Raw genomic sequence first — 17,519 nt, forward strand, 5'->3', positions numbered from 1 at the left:
ACAGAAAATTCACGACAGCTTTAAATTTATCCGTTTTTCCCCATAGCGGCATCAATTGCTTGTATCACCGCAGAGCGAAACCCATTTGCCTCAAGAGCGGCAAGTCCCTTGATTGTTGTCCCTCCGGGAGAACACACGGCATCTTTCATATGCGCAGGATGATCGTCTGTTTTTAGTTTGAGCATGCCTGTGCCTGCAAGCATTTTTGCCGCAAGTCGATAGGCTGTTTCCCTGTCCAACCCGTTCTTAACTGCCGCATCACCTAAGGCTTCCATAAACATTGCCGCATATGCGGGTCCGCAGCCTGAAATAGTCCCCGCTATAGGGAACTGCTCCGCCGAAGCAAATTCTAAAAGCCCTAAAGAGCCGAAAATATTTTTTACTTCTGTTATATGCTCTTCTGTAAGACTGTGCCGATTTTCAACAATGATAATGCCTTCTTCAATTGCGCAGGCGGTATTAGGCAAAAATGAAATATGCTCGGTTCCTTTTTGCAGTATTTTTTCATAATCTTCAAAAAGCATTCCCGCTGCGATCGAAATAACTACCTTCTTTTTAAGCTTTGCCTTTATCGGTTTAATAATATCTTCTATCTGATGAGGTTTTACCGCAAGCACGATCAGATCGCTTTCTTTTATAAGAGGCTCCATCGATTCGCTTGCCGTAATTTTTAATATATTGCAGCGCGCCTGAAGTTTTTCTCTATTTCTGGCAAGCGCATAGATATCATTCGGATCAACAGCCTTTGCATGCACTAAGCCTTGAGCTAAAGCAAACCCCATATTTCCAAAACCTAAAAATCCGATTTTCATATACCCTCTCTCTATTTTATTCATTAAACACCGAAGCATATTCTTTTTCCGAATCATGCGCAATATCAATAATCGTAAAAAACAAAATTACAATCATGGGACCTAAAATAATTCCGTTGAATCCGAGCATTTGCACACCGCCGAGCATGGAGAAAAAGATAAGCAAGGGATGAATTTTTATTCTGTCTTTTAAAAAAAAGGGACGCAAAAAATTATCCATAAAGCTTATGAGCGTTCCGGCAACCAACAAGAAAATAATTCCTTTTAGCCAACCTTCAAGTAGACAAATACCTATCCCGATCGGAAACCAGACAAAAGCACAGCCGACTAAGGGTAAAAAAGAGCTGAAAAAAGTAAGAATTGCTAAAAGAAGAGCTCCTTCTACTTTAAAAATCAGATAAATAATTAAAGAAATAATGCATTGATAAAAAGAGACTAAAAACAAGCCTTTCAAAAGATTGGTCGTAACTTCGTTAAATTTGTTCAAAAGTTTTGTGCTGGCATCGGCTTTTATCGGCATAATCGAAATAAAAAGATTTAAAAGATAATGACCGTCAATATAAAAGAAATAAAGTGTAAAGCAAGTAAATACTAGCGAAACAGCAAAAAGTCCCATGTTTGCAAAAAGAGTTCTAGTATATCCCAAAAGATTTGAAGAATATTGACTGAGAAAATTCATCACTTCTTTTTTTATATCAATTGCCGAAATATCTAGCGTTCCCATCGATAGTTTTATAACCAATTCGTTTAACGCTTCTTTATCAAAATTAAAAAATAACTCATTGTGGTCTATAAGAAATAGAGAAATTCTTTGAAAGAGTGCTTTTCCTTGTCCAACCAATTTGATTACGATAAATAGTAAAACAGCCGCTACAATAACTACTGTTCCGACTGCAAAGGTGCCGGCAAGAAATCGGCGGGTAAGATTAAACCATTTTTTCTCGGGATTCATTTTAGCAATGATTTTATTATAAAGCGGTGAGATTAAAATATATAAAATTGCCGACCAAAATAAAACCGTTGCATAGGGCAAGAACAGTTTACCTACTAAAACAAGCATCAGCCCTAAAAGTATAAAAAATGAAATAGTTTGAAAACCGATATTTTTATTCATAAATTCTTCCTTAAAATGAAATTCCGCGGTTTACACATAAAGAATAAAAACGGTACTTTATTCGGCGCTGCGGTTTAGATTTTCTCTATATTCGGCTTGCTTTTGCGTAGCGGCAGCAAATCAGATTTTACGCTTTTAAAAACGTGCGCACTGCTATATTTTCCAAAATGCAGTAGCGTCCGTTCTTCATTGCTAAGGCAACGCCCTATTGTTCAAACAGTTTTCACTCTTTGTATTTCAGTTTTTATGCGTGAAGACCTGCGGTGTCCCATCTCTTATACTATTTTTATTAAAAATAGTATAACCATTATAGCTTATTTTTTCTTTAAGGCAAGGTTAGCTTCTGCCAACCGGTACTCAAAAAAAGACGGAATTTGCATTGAGTATACTTCAAGATAATATTTTTCTGCGATATTTCTGTTGCCGGTAATTTCATGGAATGCACCAAGATAAAACATCATTCGCTTTCTCTTTTCTATCATTTTTTCTTTCATAATCCTATTGTATACATCCGTTTCTCCAAACATATCAACAAACAATCTGCATAAAAAATATTCAGTTGCATTTTTTGTTCTGTCGATAGTACGAATATATTTTTGCATAAATTCTTTTGCTTTTACGGGATTATTTATTTTATGATAACAAAGACTTATCATTAATGCATAATAACAGTTTTGAGGCGCGTAAGAAAGCGCTTCAATAAAGGCTCTTCCCGCTCCGTTCCAATCTTTTTTTTCAAAAAGCAGAACCCCCAAACTTTCATATGCAAAATAATATTTAGGATAAAGTTCAATAACCTTTTTATAATATTTAATTGCCTCTTCTTTATTTCCAAGACTGTCATTTATACCGGCAAGATAAATATAGGCAAAATACGATTGAGGATCTAAGGCAACCGCCTTTTTGAACGCCTCGTTTGCGCGCTCTTTCCTTCCCGCCTGTGAACAATAAACGCCTAAATCTATCCAATATTCTGCATTTTTTGCGTCAAGGCTGACAACCTTTTCCATATCATTTAAAGCTTCAAGCATTCTGTTTGTCTCTGATTTAATGCGGGCAAGTTCCGCCATCGCCATAACGTTTTGCGGTTCTTTTTCTAAAATCAGTTCGTAATTTTTTTCCGCATTTGCCAGATTGTTTTCTATATAATTAATTTGCCCAAGCCCAAGCAAAGCCCCTGTATGTTTAGGCTCCTCCTGTAAAGCTTTTAAAAAAACTTTTTTTGCTTTTGCGTAATTGCGCATACTGTACAGATCGTATCCTTGCTCGGTAAGCGCAACTATATTTTTAGGGTTTATTTTTAAAATTTTATGTAAGTATTCGCTGCGTTTTTTTGCATTATTGGTTGCCAATGCAAGCGTCGCCTGAGAAAATAAAATATCAATATTTTCAGGATTTTCTTTTTCTAATAAATTTGCAAGCTTTTCAGCATCTTGTATCTTATTTGCTGAAATCAAAACCGAAAGTTTTAAGTTTTGAATTTGTAAATCTTCCTGCTCTTCAGGAGGAAGCTTGTCAAAAAGTTTTAACGCGTCTTCCCATTTTTCCTGCTGCAATAAATTCTTTAATTTATACGCAAATTCAATACGAGGATTATCTGATTCTTTTTTCTCTACATCCTCCGCTACTTCTTTATGCGAAACGGCTTTTTGTGTTTGACAGGCAATAAGCCCACTTAAAACAATTATTACCGCCACAAATCTCAAAAAAAATTGTTTTACTTCCATTCCAACTCCTTGCAAGCATTGCATTTCTTGCTTTCTTTAGCTAAACTGCTATATATATGAAACATATTTCAAGCAGAATTGTTGCATTGACGACATTATATGTATGTATTCTTTTCGGCATTTTCGTCGTCCAGTTTACTAAAGGAAAGACTTTTTCTTCGGTAATCGGTACTATGACCGTATCTGGCAGACATGAAATAATAGACGGGAAGCAACACCCCCTTCTGCCGCTGCATATAGTGGCAAATGGCTTAAATTTTTATCTAAGTGAACAAAACACTGTTTTAGCTGCGAATGAAGATGAAGAGTTAACTTCTTTGGAAGTGCTTTCATATGAAAATATGCAAAACGGATTTGCTGTCCGCTGCAGCGATAGCGTAAGCGTATTATTTACCTCGGAAACACGGGGAGACATTGATTTTATAAGAGTTTCGGCAAATATTCCGCAAACATTTGAATATATTCTAATTCCATGGAAAATAACGCAAAATGCAAGGATAGAACACCAAAACGGAAAACCGTTCGTAAAATATAGAAAAAAAAGATATGAATTTTCAGAAGATTTTTATATTGACGGCAATATCAGCGAAAATACCGATAACCAAATTCCTTATGTAAAACTTTCAAGGGCAGAACCTATTGCAATCTATAAAACGTATATATCATCTAAAGGCTTAACTCTTGAAAACCTTGTACTAAACCCTGCAGGCTCTTTGGAAACATACACCAAAACTTTGGAAGATTTTACATCGGCCGCTCTCAGTTCATTTAAAACCGCGACTGCCGCTAAAAAATATACGGAAAAACTTCTTACCGCATATATTGCCGAAATGGGAAACAAAGGAATGTATCGCGCCGCTATGGAAACCGTTCCGGCGCAAACAATTTCTAAAGAATTAAAAACATATATAAGCAGCCCTTTTTATAATAATCTGATTGAAAGCTATGCATCATTAGCAAAAGAAGAAAAAGAAGAAAGGATTTTTTTGAACAGGGTAATTGCTGAGCAAAAAAAAGAAATATTTGAATTCCCAAACCTTATCCCTTTTTTACTTTATAGAGAGAGCAGTATTATTATCGGCGATTTAGAAAAAATAATGGAAAAAATGGATACTGCAAGCTTTACCCCTTTGCAAGCAGCCGGATTGCTTGAGATTTCTTTAGACTTTGCAAAATATTATCCTGAAAAAGAAAATATTTTTGAAAAAAATTCGGAAACATGCGAAAGAAAAATAAAAGAAGCCTTGTTGCTGATTGATGAACAACTGTATCTTAGCGCTGATAATGAAACAATAAATAGTGAAGACACTTTGCGTATTGCGAAAATACTTATGCGTTATGGCACCACAGAGAATAACATCTGGGAGCATATCGGAAGAATGCTTATCACCTCTTTAATGAGATTTTCCGGAGAAGCGGCGAGCCTCCCCGCACGATTTACCCTTACCGGAGAAGCAACTACCGGACTCGGGTTAATGGTAGATGATTCAAAGATTTTAACCGCCGCAGATTTATATCCCCTTTTGATAACCGACAACACTTGGTATCCGCATATTGAGCCGCTTACAATTCAGTCTGAAAAGGGAATTTGGGCGTGGACCTGTGCTCAAAGTATTCAGATAACGGAAAACACCCGTCAAAAACTGACGATAAAAGTACAATTCCCCATGGGAGAAACGCATTATGCAATAATATGCGGAATACAGCCATTTCAGCAAATTCAAATTTACGGAAGAGATTTTAGAAGCGATCCGCGTTTTGAAATGTATAACTCATCGGGCTATGTATATAATGCCGCAGCAAAAACTCTTTTCCTTAAACTAAAGCATAAAACAGAGTACGAAGACATTGTTTTATTTTTCGGAGGAAAACCTACCGCAAAATAACTAAAACAACCTGCTTTTTTGCACCTGTTTCAAAGCATAGTACCCGAACACAGCGTATATTGCTCATAAAAATTTTATAAAAAAGAGTTCGACACGGCGCAAGGGCGAACCCTTAGAATTTCTACTTTTGGTTCGCCTACGAGTTTTGTCTGCTTACGCTGGAGTATCAGGCAAAACATCGTTTGGAATTTAGCAACGGTGGGCAATTTACCATAGGGCGAAGTTTTGAAAATTTACTGTAACTTCGCCAACGAGTTTTAAAGCTTCAATTTTACAGTTTTGTGTTGATGCTTTAAAACATCGTTTGAATTTGTTCTGAGTTTTGATATCCTTGTTAAAATAAACCTATCTGTTTGGAACCACGGGCATCCCGAGCATGCGAGAATTATTTACGATTTAATCCGATGAGGTATGTTTCGAAGCTGCTGCTTCTGCACGCTTGCGGTTTGAATGTTTTTACAGTGTCAAAAATATTGCGCATATCCTTGAGGAGTTGTTGGCGGTCGCCGCCTTGAAAAATTTTAACGGTAAAATTTCCGCTTTTTACGAGCATCTCCTGCGCATAAAATACGGCAAGTTCCACTAAGCCTAACGAACGAGCCGTGTCAACCGTTTTGTTGCCGGTTGTTGCGGGCGCCGCATCACAGATAACCGCGTTGTAGGGGCCGAGCTCTTTCACCGATTGGATAATTTGTTTGCTATACAAATCTCCCTGAAAAAAATGCAGGCGCTCATCGATAATGTTTTCCGCAAGCGGCTTCAAATCCACCGCGCAGATCATAGCGTTTGGAGTCATCCTGCGTAAAACAAAACTTGTCCAGCTTCCCGGCGCGGCGCCGAGATCTAAAATTTTGTCAGAAGGAGAAAAAAGCTTAAATTTTTTGTTAATCTCTTCAAGTTTATATACCGAGCGCGCAGGATACCCTTCAGAAAATGCTTTTTTAGTCCAAAAGTCCGCTTTTGCATATTGATTCATCATATTCCTCGTTTATCGCCGGTATTATAAGCGCATTTACAATAAATTTGAAGAGGAAAAATCCTACACAGAGTTTGCGCCGCGAAAAACAGCTGATACGAAAAGAGTAAAAACTGTCTTTGGTTCGGCAACGAGTTTTAAAGCTTCAATTTTATAGTTTTGTGTTGATGCTTTAAAACATCGTTTGGAATTTCGCAAGGGCGAGCAATTTACCATTCGAATGAAAAATTTTTATAGCGAAAGTTACTTGAGGCTAGGCTGAACAAACACTTGCAGGTATACTCATTGTTATGACAGAAACTCAATGGAATGCTTTTTATACATTTAAAGAAGAATTTAAAGAGCTTTGTATCCGCGGTTTGGAAGATTTCGGGTATCGCTACTCGCCGCCGGAAACAGCTGCTTCGGCAACTTCGTTGCGTAAAAAAAATGCGGCTTTGTTTGATGGAGCGGCTTTGGATATTTTGCAAGAGCAGGCGGCATTAGCAGATAAGGTGCCTCCTTATCCGGTTGAAACGCCGATTGTATATAATCATAATTTAGATTTTGTACAAAAGGATGATTGCATTAAGATTATTTTGGTGGGAGATAATCCCGGAAAAAATGAGCAACGGCATTCTAATCAGCGATATTTGGTTGGACAGGCAGGGAAAGCTGCGGACGGTTTTTTTTCGCGAAACCCCGAGCTTGGAATCGATTTTAGAAAAAATATTATTATTTTAAATAAAACTCCGTTGCATACAGCAAAAACAGCCGAACTGCAAAAGCTTTTAGATTGCGATTCACGTGATAAAAAAATATGGAATTTTCTTGAGAAAACGCAAGTATGGCTTGCGGAACAAGCGGCATTTTTGCAACAAGCCCTCGACTGTCAGTTGTGGCTGGTAGGTTACGGGCAGTTACGAAAAAAAAGCTTGTTTACTGTGTATGCCGAGCGGCTTATTCAAATATATGAAAAACGCCCGAAAAATGAACAAAGGCTTGGGGTGTATCAACATTTTTCAATGAACTGTTTTTTAAATAATCTTAATAAAAATCGCGACTCGTCTTTAAGTCTTGCTGAAAATCTTTATGAGCTTGGATTAAAAAATCGAAAAGAGATTCTGGGCTTCTGACAGGTTTAGTATTTCGGTGAGTTTTGATAATTATCTAAAAGCCGGAAAAATATGGATTTATTGCAAATAACAATGATGCAAAAAACAAAGCGAATGCGGCAAGGCATGCACATAGTTTTCTGTATCATTATGGTATGAAGGCACTCGTATAATCAAAAATAACTGAATTCATTAGTTTTACATACGCGGGCTTTTAGGTAGGGATGACGTTTAACCTGTTTGTATTCATGCATCGGGTGCAGAAAGCGAGAGTGCGGTGTGGGCAGGTTTAAGTGCGGACGCAACGTTTTTGGGGTGGAGTATTTACCCTATGGTAAGTTTACTCACCGTTGCGCCGTGTCGGGCTCATTTTAATGAAAAAAAAGGGAAGAGCCTGCGCAAGAGAAGGGATGTGCTTTTGCTTCAGTTTGTCTTGTTCAGAGCTTCGTTTTTGTAATACAGTCCCTGTCTCTTGCGGTGCTATTTGCGCTGTTGTCAGAGGAGTGTGTCAAAATATTTTTTGTATTTTTGATAAATATTTTGGTTTACGGTTAGGCTTACAATGGTATAGCTTTTGTCAGCGTTTTTGATGCAGGTTTTGATGCTTGTGTTTATTATCTGTGTTTCTGTGTCAAATACCGGAAAGGTTATTACTAAGCGGTTCTGAGAGCCTGTAGCTGTCATCTGAGAAATCAGTACTTTTGCCACATCGCCGGAAAGCGCAAAAAGTTTTATCAAGGAGTCTGCTTCGTTTGCGGATTGAAAAGCAGATTCGTTTATTGTGTTGATTGTTATAAAGGCTGCACTTGATAAAAAAGAATTTTCGGTGAGACGACTCCACTGCGAATCAAGTTGCAGTTTTATAGTATCTACGGTAAATTCCTGTTTTTTTGCTTTTGTATTTATGGTCGGGATGTTCGTTGTGTTTTGCTTTTTAGGTGCAGGTTCAACAAACTCGAAAAAGCTTTTATCGTTTTCCTGTGAAATTTTACCCATTTGTACTAATTCCAAAATCGTTTTTCCTTTTGAGTTTTTTAAGGCTTCAATGTGGAAAAGCGGTACAAAAGTCGCATATTGCAATTCAATATCTCCGCCGAATTGGTGCATAGTATCTTTTTTGGCAGAGCGGGAAACAAGCCGAGCTGAGGGTTGGGGAAGTTTTTTTCTATTATAGAGGCTCGGTAAGAGATCCATTAAATAATTAACCGCTAAGGTATCTGAAGGCGTAATTTTAGAAATAATATTTTGTCCGTTTAATATGAACTTTCCTTTTTTGTCTTGTCCGTTAAATAACATACATACTCTGCTTTCAGTTTTCGGCGTGTAGAGCATGGCTCCGTAGGTGTCATCATCGTAGTATAGAAAGCCAACCCATGTTGGCTCTTTCCATGAATAATCCCGATAGATAACATACTCGCCGGATATGCCCTGTGTGTGCATATTTTCTTTTTCCGCCGCAAAAAGACTGAGTGAAATACAGATCAAGCCAAGTAAAAATACTGTTTTTTTCATAAAGCTCTCCTTTTTATTTTTTTGAAAGCGCCTCTTGTACAAGTTTTTGCACAAATGCGCACACCTCTTTTTGTGCAATAAGTTTTGATTCTTTTTCGGTGCGCAGCTTGCACTCAATTTGCGGTAAGTTCTTTTCTCCGACTACCAAGCGTATGGGAATTCCGATTAAATCCATATCTTTGAATTTTACGCCCGGGCGTTCGTGCCTGTCGTCAAGCAAAACCTCCACACCGGCGGTTTGCAGTTCCGTATACAAAGCATCGGCTGCTTCTTTCATTTTGCCTTCGTATTTAATCGGCACAATAACCGCATGATATGGTGCAACCGTTAAAGGCCAAACAATTCCGTCCTCATCGTAGTGTTCTTCAATTACCGAGGCAAGCGTGCGGTCAATGCCGATTCCGTAACAGCCCATTGTCGGATACTGTTGCTTGCCGTTTTCATCAAGGAAGGTCATGTTCATTGATTTGGTGTACTTAAATCCGAGTTTGAATATATGCCCCAGTTCATTTCCTTTTTTGCTGTAAAAAGGTGCGCCGCAATGCAAACAGCGGTCGCCCGCCTTAACAGTTCGCACATCGCAAACCAAATCGGGAGTAAAATCTCGTTCGGGCTCCACATGGATAAGGTGTACATCTTTTTTCAAGCCGCCGGTAACTGCATCGTGCATAAGCATCACCGATTCATCGGCAAGAATGGGAACGCCTTTCAGTCCGACCGGCCCCGCAAAACCGACAACAGCGCCGGTAATGCGCTCAACATCGGCATCATCGGCAAGAGCAACTTCGCTCGCCTTTAGCTGCGCCGCAAGCTTTGCCTCGTTTACGTCAAGGTCGCCGCGAATACAAACCGCAACAAACCCGCTGCAGGCAAATTCTGAATTTACCGCCCGATAAATAAGCGTTTTAATAAACGAGTCCGGAGAAGTGGAAAGAAAGTCCGTAAGCTCTTCGATTGTTTTTACATTCGGGGTATCAATCGGTTCGGGCTTTTGAGCGGTTTTTTGCACATTGATTTTTGCATCGGGGGCACAGGCCGCTTTTTCAACGTTTGCCGCATAGCCGCATTTCGGGCAAAGAATAAGCGTATCATCGCCCACCTCGGACTCTACCATAAATTCTTCGGAACCGCTTCCGCCCATCGCACCGGAATCTGCCCGTACCGGAATAACTGAAAGTCCGCAGCGCGCAAAGATTTTTCGATATGCCTGACTGAAGTGTTCATACACTTCGTCTAAACTCTCCTGTGTGGTATGAAACGAGTAGGCATCCATCATTGTAAACTCCCGAGCGCGCATCAGCCCGTACCGCGGGCGGATCTCATCCCGATACTTTGTGTTAATTTGATATAAGGTGAGCGGGAATTGCTTGTACGATGAAAGTTCAAAACGCAAAAGTGCTGTAAACGCTTCTTCCGCCGTCGGGCTTACCACCAAATCCTGATTCAGCCGGTTTTTCATTCGCAGCAGCTCATCGCCCATTGCATCCCAGCGTCCCGATTCTTGCCATAACTCTCCCGGAATAACTACGGAAGGTTTGCATTCAAGACAGCCGATCGCATCAAGCTCTTCGCGGATAATGTTTTCTATTTTATGGAAAGAACGCAAGCCAAGCGGTAAATATGCAAATAACCCGTTCCCTATTTTTCGTATCATGCCGGCACGCAATAAAAGCTGATGACTTGCTATCACCGCCTCTGAGGGAACTTCTCTGAGCGTTGGCATAAACATTTGTGACATTTTCATAAAGACCTCATTAAAATCTGTTAATTGTTTTTTTACTATAGCCGTTTTTCAGCGCTTTGAAAAGCTGCAATAATCGGCTATATTCAAGAAAATAAGCACCATTTAAAGTTACAAAGAGATTTGAATAAGAGAGTGCTTTTTTCAAGAATTGGGAACCGTCTTTTATATCAACCTTTGTGTTATTTTACATGAGATTTGGCAAAACTGTTATGCGCAAAATAAGGCGGTTAAAGCCATGGGGCATGCAGCCAGGTAAGCTCGTGCTTGTTTGCCGTAAGATGCACAACTTTTGAATGCGGAATACATGCAAAAGCTCTTGTACTGCGAAAATCCGGCTCACCCTGCATTTTTATCGTACAAATAAAATTTTCGCAAAGTCCGGAAGCAAGCCATGTATGTACCCAATCCAAAAGGCGGGGTGGATAACAAATAACATCACAACATATCCAATCGAATCTGCCAAGCTTTTGCGGCGTAATTGTAAAAGCATCGTGCGGTATAAATTGAACCTTCGGATTTTGCATGAGGGAATCCGCAAGCTCGCTTCGATCAATGGCAACCACCTCGGCTCCCATTTGAGTTAAAACCCAACTCCATCCGCCCGGACATGCCCCTGCATCCAGACAACGGCTTCCGGCACCGGGTAAAGCCCACCCCTCCGCCTCAAAGCCTTTTTCCGCAATTGTTTTTTTTCGATAAAACTCAAGTAGTGTCATCGCCTCCCAAAGCTTAAGATATGCCCGGCTCGGCGGGTTTATCTTATCTTCCTGAAAAAAAATCTGCCCAAGCGGAAAAGGCGACGAGGTAACCGCCGATGCAAGCAATGTTCTTTCATCTAAAAGAGTCCAAACGCCCATCGGTAAATCCGGCACTGCATAAGGAAATCTGCGCGGTTTTCTACTGATAAAAGGCAACCTCTCTTCAATAAGCTTTGCGCGACGGAACAGCGTTGTTGGATATAACGTCCAATTCCGCTGAACGCTACGCAAAACCTCCGCCGCTTCGGAAATACTTTTGAACTGAGCAATAAAGGGCTTTTCAAAACAGCATTGCGACCAAAAAACATTTTGAGGGAAAACTTCTCTATAAGGAATATTTGAAAAAAAGCGAACATCTTCGGGATTACGAGATTGCTCTTCAATTGACACCCCAAGCTCCGCATAAAGATTCGCTTCAAAATACCGAATAGGCAACCATGCCTTTCCTAAAAGTTGCGTAAAATCAGTCATTACTACATAATTCCGCTACTTTTTCTACATATAAATTATACTGCGCAGTTCCTTTTGAGTGTAACACTGAAAACCCGACCTTATAAGAATCAGGCTCTTCATGCTTCCACATAGGCTGCACAAGAATATCAAAGGGATTCATTTCTTTGTCGGGAGAAGGAAAAATCGTCACGGTATACTCATCATTCATATCAAGATCACTTATATGAGAAAAATTTATCATGCAGCCACCTTTATTCACATTGTTCAAAACTCCCGCAAGGGGTGTAATCTCTTTTGCAAAAACGCGGGCAAAATCCTGATATCGCTCCGCTCGTCTTTTCTCTTCACTCATAAGCGATTGAGTGTGCCGTATATTATCGGCTTTGTCAACCGCATAAGAAAACCTTTAGGACTTACGCATGAACAAGGGGAGGCTGCATTTACCGTATTCCGCTTCAAACAACTGCCTTTAAACAAAACTTCCCCCGTACCGCATTTCGAGTTTTAAAGCCAATTTTATAGTTTTGTATTGATGCTTTAAAACATTGTTTGGAATTTGGCAACGGTGGGTAATTTACCATAGGCATAAAGTTTTGTACAAAGAAAACATCTGTTCCTTAAATTCGGTATATTCCAAACGATACCACTGAGCTCTACCGTGTTTTATCTTTCATGTAACAAATTTTAAGATAACCGCATTGATTCCTCTCAAATCCTTTAAGAAAAGTTTTCCAGTGGTTTTCTAAGACAAGCAAATGAAATTGTGCAAACTCCGATAGAAAAATCAAAAACAAAACTCGATAAGCGGTAGAACTCAAATAAATACAATAAAAATTTATTAAAAACTTTTATCAAAATACTTGACAGTTTTTTCTCAATAAATTATAAATATCTATCGATATTTTTTTAAAGGAAGCGCTTATGATTGTAAAAACTACGGAAGATTTGCAAATTTTGATTGAGCGTGTTCAAGCTGCCCAAAGAGAATTTTCTGAATTTTCTCAAGAGCAGGTAGACTTGATTTTTAGACACGCAGCACAGTTGGCAAACGAAAACCGCATTGCCTTGGCAAAACTTGCCGCCGAAGAAAGCGGCATGGGAATTTTTGAAGACAAGGTTATTAAAAACCACTTTGCCGCAGAATATATTTTTAACAAATATATTCACGAACGTACCTGCGGAGTCATCAGCCATGACTCCGCTGCGGGAATTGTAAAAATTGCGGAGCCGTTGGGAGTTATCGCGGGGATTGTTCCGACAACAAATCCTACCTCAACCGCGATTTTTAAAAGCCTTATTGCGCTTAAAACAAGAAATGGAATTGTGTTTTCTCCGCACCCACGGTCAAAAAAATCAACAATTGCGGCGGCAAAAATCATTCTCGATGCGGCTGTTGCAGTAGGCGCACCGAAAGACATTATCGGCTGGATTGACGAACCCTCTGTGGAGCTTTCGGCGGCACTGATGCGCCATCCGAAAATTTCGCTCATTTTGGCAACCGGCGGTCCCGGCATGGTGCACGCCGCCTATTCCTCCGGCACTCCCGCAATCGGTGTCGGCTCGGGAAATACTCCCGCCGTGATCGACGAAACCGCTCATATCAAAATGGCGGTAAGCTCCATCCTTTTAAGTAAAACCTTTGACAACGGAATGATTTGCGCAAGTGAGCAATCCGTTATTGTGGTTGACTCGGTGTATGACGCCGTAAAAAAAGAATTTTTGCAGCGCGGCGCATATTTTTTAAGTCCGGCGGAAAAAGAAAAAGTAGGCAAAACAATTATTATCGACGGAGCTTTAAATTCCGCCATCGTCGGTCAGTCAGCGTATAGGATTGCAGAAATGTCCGGAATAAAAGTTCCGGAAGAAACAAAGGTTTTAATCGGCGAGAGCGACACTTTGGAGCGATCGGAGCCTTTTGCACACGAAAAACTTTCTCCCGTTTTGGGTATGTTCCACGCAAAAAACTTTGAGGATGCGTGCCAAAAAGCTGAAAAACAAATTACGCTGGAAGGTATGGGACACACGGCTGTTTTGTACACCAATCCGCAAAACCATGAACGGATAAATGCTTTCGGCGGTAAAATGCGCACCGGACGAATTCTTGTAAACATGCCCGCCTCGCAAGGCGCCATCGGAGACATTTACAATTTCAGACTTGAGCCTTCTTTAACTCTCGGCTGCGGAAGCTGGGGAGGAAATGCGATTAGTGAAAATGTGGGAGTAAAACATCTTATGAATATAAAAACAGTCGCCGAGCGCAGAGAAAACATGTTATGGTTCCAAGTGCCTCGCAAAATTTACTTTAAACAAAATGCGGTCAGCGAAGGTTTAACCGATTATGCCGACAGAAAACGCGCCTTTATCGTAACAGATAAATACCTGCACGACTGCGGAATGGTTTGGCAACTCACTAAAACCCTCGACACACTCGGAATTGAGCACGAGATTTTCTCCGATGTAAAACCGGATCCCGATTTAAGCACCATTTACAAAGGCGTTGATTTGATGAACTCCTTTAAACCCGATATGGTTATTGCATTCGGCGGCGGAAGTCCGATGGATGCGGCAAAAATAATGCGCATGCTGTACGAACAGCCGATGGTAAAATTCGGTGAACTTGCCTTACGCTTTATGGACATACGAAAACGCGTGTTCAAATTCCCCAAACTCGGCAGCAAAGCGGTACTGGTCGCAATTCCCACCACCAGCGGAACTGGATCGGAAGTTACACCCTTTGCAATTGTTACCGATGACAAAACCGGCGTTAAATACCCGATTGCCGATTACGAACTTACGCCCGACATGGCAATTATCGATCCGGACTTTGTACTCGGCTTGCCGAAGGCTCTCACCGCCTATTCGGGAATTGACGCAATCGTGCATAACATTGAAGCCTTTGTTTCCGTGCTTGCAACGGATTTTACAAACGGGCTTGCGCTTGAATCTTTGCGCCTCATTTTCAAATATCTGCCGGCGGCATATACAGAGGGCGAAAAAAATGTCAAAGCACGGGAAAAAATGCACTATGCGGCAACCTTAGCAGGTATGGCATTTGCAAATGCCTTCCTCGGCGTATGCCACTCAATGGCGCATAAAATCGGTGCGCAGCATCATACGGCACACGGTTTGGCAAATGCCCTGCTTATCAGCGATGTCATCCGATATAACGCAACCGAAGCGCCGCGCAAACAGGCGATTTTCCCGCAATACAAATATCCGGTTGCCCTTGAACGGTATGCAAAAATTGCGGATCACCTTAATCTTGGCGGAAAAACAAACGAAGAAAAAACCGAAAAGCTCATCGAGAAAATCGAAGAGATCAAACGAATCTGTGAAATCCCCGAAGATTTTCGCGCAACAGGAATCCCCGAAAAAGATTTCCTCGAACACCTTGACGATATGTCGGAAAAAGCCTTTGACGACCAATGCACCACGGCAAATCCGCGTTATCCGCTTGTAAGCGAAATTCGGGAATTATACCTGAAATGCTATTACGGCAAAGACTACAAACCCACAAACCCCGACATAGCAAAAGCAATCGGCGCAAAACCGCCCGCAAAACCGGCAAAAAAATAATGTAAACTGCACCTCTCTTCCCCAAGAGAGGTGCGTGCGTTTTTGGTTTGAGGATTCCGCTAAACTTAGAGCTTCCAAATGAACTGGCATATTTGTTCGGAGAATACACGAATAATTATTTGCACGACATGGCTATACCTCAAGATTTTGCTTCCGAGAACAGGAAGACTATGCGAGAAATAATTTTAGAAAAAATGAATTTTACGCTGCAAGATTTTTTGGAGTCAATGCATAAGTATGTTGATATCAAAAATAAAATTTTACGCAAAGGCGTGACGGCTTTTTGATTTGTATCGGTAAAGGAAATGCGGAATGGAATTACTTTGCCCCGCACGGTGCCGGCAGGCGTATGTCGCGCGGAAAGACGATTATAAAACCTGTGCATAATTTTAAAGCACTCTAGTATAACGTTTTCTAATTAAGTTCATATTTGAGAGCGTCGGTTATAACCGCTTCAGAAACATCGAGATCATCAAGATTGTATTTCCAATGGAATACGACTGGCTCTTCATTAATCTCGTCAAAGTATTTATACAGTCGATTAACTAACTCTGTTTTTGATTTTACTCTCATGCCCCGCAACAGTTGTCTTGTTAGTTTGCTGAAAAATCCTTCAATCATATTTAACCACGAACCATGTTTTGGCGTAAACACAAACTCAAATCTTCCCGGTACCGTTGAAAGATATCGAATGGTTTCTTTGGAGGTATGTACTTTTAAGTTATCCAAAATGATTCTAATTTTATCTTCTTGCGGGTATCGTTCATCAAGTATTTTAAGAAATTGCACATAATCTTTACTGGTGTGACTGTCGCTTACAAGAGGAATGGCATCCCCCGTCTGTAAATCAATGCCTGCTAAAAGTGAGAGCGTGCCAAGCCGTTTGTATTCATAATCACGGCGAATGCATTGATGGGTTTCATCAGCAGGTAAATCATCGCTTGTCGTCGCGATAGCTTGTATGCCGGGCTTCTCATCATACGAAACAACATGGATATTCTTCCCTTCTTCTGTCTGTAATGGCTTATTTTCCTCAAAATAAAGTTCAAGTTGCTTATAAACGAGCAAAACATTGTGCATTTTTCTATCAAAGTCAGGGTCTCTGTTTTCACAGTAATATTCTATTTTGTAAGGTTTAATGTCTGCTTCAGTTAGTATTTTAAATACCGTTGTTTTATGGATAGTAGCGAGCCGTAGGTATCCTGCACTTTCAGCGGTGGTGTTAATATGCTTTGTTAACAGTGCGTAAGTCCATGTTTCTGCAGCATACCCAAAAGTAGTCGGTTTTTGACAAGCGAGATTTATAATCCACGATTTCTCTTCATCGGTAATTTCCGGATTGTTTCCGCGTCCGGGTGCATCGGTGAGAGCATGCTCTACGCCGCCCTGCTTATATTTCTTAAGGCAGAGCGCAACGCTTCTATACGTATAGCCTACCTTGTCGGCTGTTTCCTTAATGGACAGCCCCTTGCTTTTAAGCAAAAGTATTCGTGCACGCGTGAGCGTTTGTGCTTGGATTGTTCGTAAACGAACAAGTGATTCAAGGTACGTGAGCTCTTCAGGATTTAGTTCAAGTTTACTCGGCGGTTTTGGCATGCAATACTCCTTAGTGATAAAAAGCTGTTGAGATAGTATCACAAACCAAAGAAAAATACAATATACTTTTCAGAAAAACGTTATACGAGTATAACGTTTTGTAATTAAGTTCCTGTTATAAAAATCGGAGTATCAACAATGAGGGACTGCGGATTTAAGCATTCCTATGGTAAGTTTGCTCACCGTTGCGCCGTGTCGGACTCTTTTTTATAATAGGGAATTTTTAAACTCGAAGGTTTGGTTTTGCCTCGGACGGCAAAATGAAACCGTT

12 protein-coding genes are annotated in these 17,519 nt (G+C 40.4%); 3 read left to right on the plus strand and 9 right to left on the minus strand.

Features of this window, described 5'->3' with window-relative positions; translation table 11 throughout:
* Positions 1 to 26 precede the first annotated feature (26 nt).
* The 3 genes from proC to FUT79_RS00445 all read right to left on the minus strand — a co-directional run bounded on the left by proC (position 27) and on the right by FUT79_RS00445 (position 3,653).
* Positions 27 to 812, minus strand: coding sequence for a pyrroline-5-carboxylate reductase (gene proC / locus FUT79_RS00435; RefSeq protein ID WP_039943658.1), 786 nt, complete (start codon positions 810 to 812; stop codon positions 27 to 29).
* Between the two features lie 16 nt (positions 813 to 828).
* On the minus strand, positions 829 to 1,926 hold the full coding sequence (locus FUT79_RS00440) for an AI-2E family transporter (RefSeq protein ID WP_002696081.1): 1,098 nt from the start codon (positions 1,924 to 1,926) through the stop codon (positions 829 to 831).
* A gap of 314 nt (positions 1,927 to 2,240) precedes the next feature.
* Positions 2,241 to 3,653 carry a tetratricopeptide repeat protein gene (locus FUT79_RS00445; RefSeq protein ID WP_024752840.1) on the minus strand — a complete coding sequence of 471 codons (1,413 nt, stop codon included), beginning with the start codon at positions 3,651 to 3,653 and terminating at the stop codon, positions 2,241 to 2,243.
* Positions 3,654 to 3,709: 56 nt separating this feature from the next.
* Between FUT79_RS00445 and FUT79_RS00450 the strand changes: the two genes are divergently transcribed.
* On the plus strand, positions 3,710 to 5,539 hold the full coding sequence (locus FUT79_RS00450) for a hypothetical protein (protein WP_002696073.1): 1,830 nt from the start codon (positions 3,710 to 3,712) through the stop codon (positions 5,537 to 5,539).
* Positions 5,540 to 5,924: 385 nt separating this feature from the next.
* Here the strand turns inward: FUT79_RS00450 and FUT79_RS00455 are convergent, their stop codons facing one another.
* Positions 5,925 to 6,518, minus strand: a complete 594-nt coding sequence (locus FUT79_RS00455; RefSeq protein ID WP_024752841.1) for an SAM-dependent methyltransferase — start codon at positions 6,516 to 6,518, stop codon at positions 5,925 to 5,927.
* A gap of 287 nt (positions 6,519 to 6,805) precedes the next feature.
* Here FUT79_RS00455 and FUT79_RS00460 point away from each other — a divergent pair, with 287 nt between their 5' ends.
* A complete protein-coding gene (locus tag FUT79_RS00460; protein ID WP_148878521.1) occupies positions 6,806 to 7,630 on the plus strand; it encodes a hypothetical protein in 825 nt (274 codons plus the stop codon).
* A 474-nt stretch (positions 7,631 to 8,104) separates the two neighbouring features.
* Here FUT79_RS00460 and FUT79_RS00465 read toward each other — a convergent pair whose 3' ends face one another.
* The 4 genes from FUT79_RS00465 to FUT79_RS00480 form a co-directional block, all read right to left on the minus strand.
* Positions 8,105 to 9,121: a DUF7954 domain-containing protein gene (locus FUT79_RS00465; RefSeq protein WP_148889189.1), complete on the minus strand. Its 1,017-nt coding sequence runs from the start codon at positions 9,119 to 9,121 to the stop codon at positions 8,105 to 8,107.
* 13 nt (positions 9,122 to 9,134) lie between these two features.
* Positions 9,135 to 10,865 (minus strand): proline--tRNA ligase, encoded by a 1,731-nt coding sequence (locus FUT79_RS00470; protein ID WP_148889191.1) that lies wholly within the window; start codon positions 10,863 to 10,865, stop codon positions 9,135 to 9,137.
* A gap of 227 nt (positions 10,866 to 11,092) precedes the next feature.
* Positions 11,093 to 12,094: an SAM-dependent methyltransferase gene (locus tag FUT79_RS00475; RefSeq protein ID WP_024752845.1), complete on the minus strand. Its 1,002-nt coding sequence runs from the start codon at positions 12,092 to 12,094 to the stop codon at positions 11,093 to 11,095.
* Positions 12,087 to 12,428 (minus strand): hypothetical protein, encoded by a 342-nt coding sequence (locus FUT79_RS00480; RefSeq protein WP_002696060.1) that lies wholly within the window; start codon positions 12,426 to 12,428, stop codon positions 12,087 to 12,089. The genes FUT79_RS00475 and FUT79_RS00480 overlap by 8 nt, the downstream gene beginning before the upstream one ends.
* A gap of 569 nt (positions 12,429 to 12,997) precedes the next feature.
* Between FUT79_RS00480 and adhE the strand changes: the two genes are divergently transcribed.
* A complete protein-coding gene (gene adhE / locus FUT79_RS00485) occupies positions 12,998 to 15,652 on the plus strand; it encodes a bifunctional acetaldehyde-CoA/alcohol dehydrogenase (RefSeq protein ID WP_024752846.1) in 2,655 nt (884 codons plus the stop codon).
* Positions 15,653 to 16,066: 414 nt separating this feature from the next.
* Here adhE and FUT79_RS00490 read toward each other — a convergent pair whose 3' ends face one another.
* Positions 16,067 to 17,248, minus strand: coding sequence for an IS630 family transposase (locus FUT79_RS00490; RefSeq protein ID WP_024751818.1), 1,182 nt, complete (start codon positions 17,246 to 17,248; stop codon positions 16,067 to 16,069).
* Positions 17,249 to 17,519 lie beyond the last annotated feature (271 nt).

The organism is Treponema phagedenis (genome assembly GCF_008153345.1).
In the GTDB taxonomy this organism is placed as follows: Bacteria; Spirochaetota; Spirochaetia; order Treponematales; family Treponemataceae; genus Treponema; species Treponema phagedenis.